Raw genomic sequence first — 4,734 nt, forward strand, 5'->3', positions numbered from 1 at the left:
GCCGCCCCGGCAGCCCCGCGCCGGGTCCGACCGGGCCGACCGGCCCCGCAGCGACGCGGGAGCGCGGTTCGGGGCGTTCCGCCAGGCTCTGCGTCCGGACAAACGGGACACTCCACCTCCGGAATCGCGGCCGGATTCCGACTGATCCGCACCGGCCGCACCACCCGACCGCAGCTGACAAGGATCGCGTGATGACTACGACCAACCAGAGTCTCGAATGGTTACTGGAGCGTCTGCTGGAACAGACGCCGGGCGCGCAGCACGCGCTGGTGCTGTCGCGGGACGGACTCAAGCTGTGTCACACCCAGGGGCTCGGCGTCGACCGGGCCGACCAGCTCTCCGCCGTCGCCGCGGGCGTACAGGCGCTCGCGCAGAGCGCGTCGATGGAGTTCGGGGACGGCTCCGGGGGAGTGCGTCAGTCCATGACCGAGTTCCACGGTGGGCTGCTGTTCATCGTGGAGGCGGGGGAGGGGGCGCACCTGGCGCTGCTCGCCGAGGAGGACTCCGACGTCGGTCTCGTGGGGCACAAGCTGAACGAGCTGGTCGAACAGCTCGGACCGTTCCTGACGGCCCCGCCCCGCAGGCCCGGACCCGACGGTCAACCGGCATGATCCGGCACGCGATCGACAGCGAGGACCCGGACCGGCTCTACACCGTGACCGGGGGACGCAGCCGCGCCGACGACAGCGACCTCGACCTCGTCACGCTGATCGTGGGCGAGTCGGACCCGGCGCCCGGGATGCAGTCCGAACACGCCCGGATCCTGCGGATCTGCCGGTATCCCACCGCGGTCGTGGAGATCGCCTCGGAACTCGACCTACCGGTCAGCGTCGTGAAGATCCTGATCACGGACCTGTTGGGCACCGGCCAGGTCACGGCCCGCCATCCGAGCGCGCGCCGGACCACGGCCGAACTGCCCGATCCGGCCTTCCTCGAAAAGGTGCTCGTTGGACTCCACAATCTCTGATCCCACCTCCGACCCCGGCACCGACCGCACGCCGCTGCAGAGCACGGCGGCGGACGGGGTGAAGATCGTCGTCGTCGGCGGGTTCGGTGTCGGCAAGACCACGATGGTGCGCTCGGTGAGCGAGATCCGCCCGCTCAACACCGAGGAGACGATGACCCAGGCCGGACTCGGTGTCGACGAGAACGGCGAGGTCGACGCGAAGAACACCACGACGGTGGCGTTCGACTTCGGCCGCATCACCCTCAACGAGGAGATGGTGCTCTACCTGTTCGGCGCCCCCGGGCAGCAGCGTTTCTGGTTCCTCTGGGACCGGCTGTTCGCGGGCACCCTCGGCGCGGTCGTGCTGGTGGACACGCGCCGGGTGGAGGACTCCTGGTACGCCATCGACCGGCTGGAGCACCACGGCACACCCTTCATCGTGGTCCGGAACAACTTCCCGGGCGCCACACACGATCTCGACGAGTTGCGCGAGGCGCTGAGCCTCTCCGACGAGGTACCGCTGATCGACTGCGACGCCCGCGACCGGGAGTCGTCCAAGCGGGTCCTGATCACTCTCGTCGACCACCTGTACACGATGTCGACCCAGGGAAGTACGTCATGACCGACCTCCGGTCGTCGCTGGACAACGCCGAACCGCTCTACGGCGAGCGGTTCCGTCACGACCCGGCCGTGCTGTACGCCGACATCCGCAGCCGGCACGGCCCCGTCGCCCCGGTTCTGCTCGACGGGGACATCCCGGCGTGGTTCGTGATCGGCTACCGGGAACTGCACCAGGTGGCGTCCAATTCGGACCTGTTCGCGCGGGACACCCGGCGGTGGAACATGTGGGACCGGGTGCCCGGGGACTGGCCCCTGATGCCGTACGTGATGCACAACCCGTCGGTGATGTTCGCCGAGGCCGAGGAACACCGGCGACGTGCCGGGGCGCTCGGGGACGCCCTCGGCGCGTTCGACCAGTTCGAGATCGGCATGAACTGCGAACGCATCGCCGACTCGCTCATCGACACCTTCGCCGGCCGCGGCGAGGCGGAGCTGATGAGCGAGTACGTGCTCAAGATGCCGCTGTCGGTGCTGGCGACCATGTACGGCCTGCCCGAGGGCGACATCCCGACGCTGGTGCACGACATCCGCACGTCGCTGGACGTCGGCCCGGACGCGGGCCCCGCCTACGGGCGGGTGCAGCAGGCGATGGCGGCGCTGCTGGAGCGGAAACGGGAGTTGCCCGGCCCGGACGTTCCGTCGACCCTGCTGGAGCACCCCGCCGGACTGACCGACGAGGAGATCTCCCTCGACCTGCTGGTGGTGGCCTCGGCGGCGCAGCAGCCGACGGCGAACTGGATCGGCAACACGCTGCGGCTGATGCTCACCGACGAGCGGTTCGCGCTGACGCTGGCCGGGGGCCGGGAGAGTGTCGGGCAGGCGCTGACCGAGGTGCTGTGGCACGACACCCCGACGCAGAACTTCATCGGGCGGTTCGCGGCCCGGGACACCGAACTGGCGGGCAGGCGCATCCGCGCGGGTGACCTGCTCGTCCTCGGTCTGTCCGCGGCCAACACCGACCCGAACGTGCGGCTGGCGTTGCCGGACGCGACGGGCAACCGGGCGCACATGTCGTTCGGACACGGCGAGCACGGCTGCCCGTACCCGGCGCCGGAGGTGGCCGAGGTGATCGCGAAGACCAGCGTCGAGGTTCTGCTGGACCGGCTGCCCGACCTCAATCTGGGGCTGCCCGCCGAGGATCTGGTGTGGCATCCGTCGGTGTGGATGCGCGGGCTGACCGAGCTCCCGGTCACCTTCACGCCCACCGTGGTCTGAGCACCCGCGGCACCCCGCCGCGTCCCGGTGCCCGTGCGGCAGGGGACGCGGCGGGCGGCGGTCAGTTCGGGGTGAAGCGCACCGGCACCGCGGCCGGGCCCCGGGTGAACACGCCCTCCTCGACGACGGTGTGCCCGTCGGCGATCCGCAGGTCGGACATCGCGTCGAGGAGCTGGTTCATACCCACCTCCACTTCGGTGCGCGCCAGCATCGCGCCGACACAGAAGTGCCTGCCGAGCGCGAACGACAGGTGCTGCGCGGCGGCGGTGAAGGCCGTGTTCGTCGGCAGGTCCTCCCGGAACAGGTTGAAGGTGTTCGGGTCGGAGAACCGCTCCGGATCGCGGTTGGCCGCACCGATCAGGCAGGTCAGCGTGCTGCCCGCGGGCACGACACCACCGGAGAGCTCGACGTCCTCCGCGGGCTGCCGCATGATCATGTGCACGGGGGGTGTGTAGCGCAGCGTCTCGGCGAACGCCTGCGGGATCAGGCTCCGGTCCCGCTGCACCGCGCGCAGCTGCTCGGGGTGCGCGGTCAGGTTCGACACGATGCTGGCGAGGGCCTTGTCGGTGGTCTCCCCGCCCGCGGCGAGCAGCAGACTGACGAACGCCTTGATGTCCTCGTCACTCATCTGGGTGCCGTCCACCTCGGCGGCACACAGGGTGGACAGCAGGTCGTCGGAGAGGTTGTTCCGGCGCTCCCGGATGATCGGGATCATGTACTCGGCGAGTTCGTCCCGGGTGCGCAGGCCGTCGGCGATGATGTCCTGGTCCTGGCTGAGGTTGCCGAGGAACGCGATGATCGAGGTGTACCAGCGCTGAAACCGTTCGTGGTCGCCGCGGTCCAGGCCCAGCATGTCGACGATCACGTTGATCGGGAAGTGCCGGGCGAAGTCGTGCACCACGTCCGCGCTGCCGGTGTCCCGGAACCGGTCGATCAGTTCCCGGGCGTTGCGTTCGATCACCGGCCGGAACTTCTGCTCCAGCTCCTGCCCCCGGAACGCGGGCGCCACCAGGGCACGGCGCACGGAGTGCTCACGGCCGTCGAGTTGGAGGATGGTCTTGCCGTGGACGGGTTCGAGCTGCCACTCGTAGTTGTCGGTGGTGAACACGCCCTCCTTGAAGGCACGGGCCACGTCGTCGTAGCGGAAGATGACGTAGCTGTTCATGGCCTCGTGCCAGATCAGCGACGGGCCGTCGAACATCGCCTCGTAGGCGGAGTACGGATCCGCGGCGAACTCGGGGGAGAGGATGTCGGGTGCTTCGCGTGCGGTGGTCATGACCCTCCTGTAATCCGTCCGGGTCGGGTTCCCGGATCGGTCGCTGGCGGCGCCTGTGCCGTGGTCGCCGGTTCCGATCGCTCGTTGACAGTGTGTCAGCGAGTGATGACCGATCGCGAGACTAACGATCATTTCCGGGATCTCGATGAGGTCGCCGACGAGATTCCAACGGTCGGCCTAATCACCACGCACCGGATGTTGCGCCGCGTAGTCGGCCCCCGTGGGAGGATCGGAACATGACGTCGACGGTGTCCGATCTGATCGCCGCGCTGGACGCGGCCTATCCCCGGGAGCTGGCCGAGTCGTGGGATGCGGTCGGCCTGGTCTGCGGCGACCCGGGCGAGGAGGTGGAGCGCGTGCTGGTCTGTGTGGATCCGGTGCGCGACACCGTGGACGAGGCGCTCGAGCTCGGCGCCGGGCTGATCGTGGCGCACCATCCGTTGTTGCTGCGGGGCGTGCACGGGGTCGGGGCGGACACCACAAAAGGGAGCCTGGTGCACCGCATGATCCGGGCGGGGGTGGCCCTGTTCTGCGCGCACACCAATGCCGACTCGGCCGACCCCGGCGTGTCCGACGCCCTGGCGCACGCGCTCGGCCTGACCGTGCACCGGCCGTTGGCCCCGCACCCCGACGGCAACGGCCGGACCGGCCTCGGCCGGATCGGCGAGCTGCCGTC

The 4,734-nt window shown here is 69.7% G+C and carries 6 protein-coding genes; 5 read left to right on the forward strand and 1 reads right to left on the reverse strand.

What is annotated here, in order from left to right; translation table 11 throughout:
- Positions 1-191: 191 nt before the first annotated feature.
- Genes SACPADRAFT_RS0209695 through SACPADRAFT_RS0209710 form a run of 4 tightly spaced genes read left to right on the forward strand, consistent with a single transcriptional unit; the run spans position 192 to position 2,782 of the window.
- Positions 192-611, forward strand: a complete 420-nt coding sequence (locus SACPADRAFT_RS0209695; RefSeq protein WP_007026564.1) for a roadblock/LC7 domain-containing protein — start codon at positions 192-194, stop codon at positions 609-611.
- Positions 608-967 carry a DUF742 domain-containing protein gene (locus tag SACPADRAFT_RS0209700; RefSeq protein WP_007026563.1) on the forward strand — a complete coding sequence of 120 codons (360 nt, stop codon included), beginning with the start codon at positions 608-610 and terminating at the stop codon, positions 965-967. Before SACPADRAFT_RS0209695 ends, SACPADRAFT_RS0209700 begins: the two co-directional genes overlap by 4 nt.
- Positions 948-1,568, forward strand: a complete 621-nt coding sequence (locus SACPADRAFT_RS0209705; RefSeq protein ID WP_007026562.1) for a GTP-binding protein — start codon at positions 948-950, stop codon at positions 1,566-1,568. The genes SACPADRAFT_RS0209700 and SACPADRAFT_RS0209705 overlap by 20 nt, the downstream gene beginning before the upstream one ends.
- On the forward strand, positions 1,565-2,782 hold the full coding sequence (locus tag SACPADRAFT_RS0209710) for a cytochrome P450 (RefSeq protein WP_007026561.1): 1,218 nt from the start codon (positions 1,565-1,567) through the stop codon (positions 2,780-2,782). Before SACPADRAFT_RS0209705 ends, SACPADRAFT_RS0209710 begins: the two co-directional genes overlap by 4 nt.
- Positions 2,783-2,843: 61 nt before the next feature.
- Here the strand turns inward: SACPADRAFT_RS0209710 and SACPADRAFT_RS0209715 are convergent, their stop codons facing one another.
- Complete coding sequence (locus SACPADRAFT_RS0209715) at positions 2,844-4,058, reverse strand: cytochrome P450 (protein ID WP_007026560.1); 1,215 nt, start codon at positions 4,056-4,058, stop codon at positions 2,844-2,846.
- A 236-nt stretch (positions 4,059-4,294) separates the two neighbouring features.
- Between SACPADRAFT_RS0209715 and SACPADRAFT_RS0209720 the strand changes: the two genes are divergently transcribed.
- The coding region (locus tag SACPADRAFT_RS0209720) for a Nif3-like dinuclear metal center hexameric protein (RefSeq protein WP_007026559.1) at positions 4,295-4,734 on the forward strand (440 nt) is incomplete at its 3' end.

Origin of the sequence: Saccharomonospora iraqiensis subsp. paurometabolica YIM 90007, assembly GCF_000231035.2 — a bacterium.
Classification (GTDB): Bacteria; Actinomycetota; Actinomycetes; order Mycobacteriales; family Pseudonocardiaceae; genus Saccharomonospora; species Saccharomonospora paurometabolica.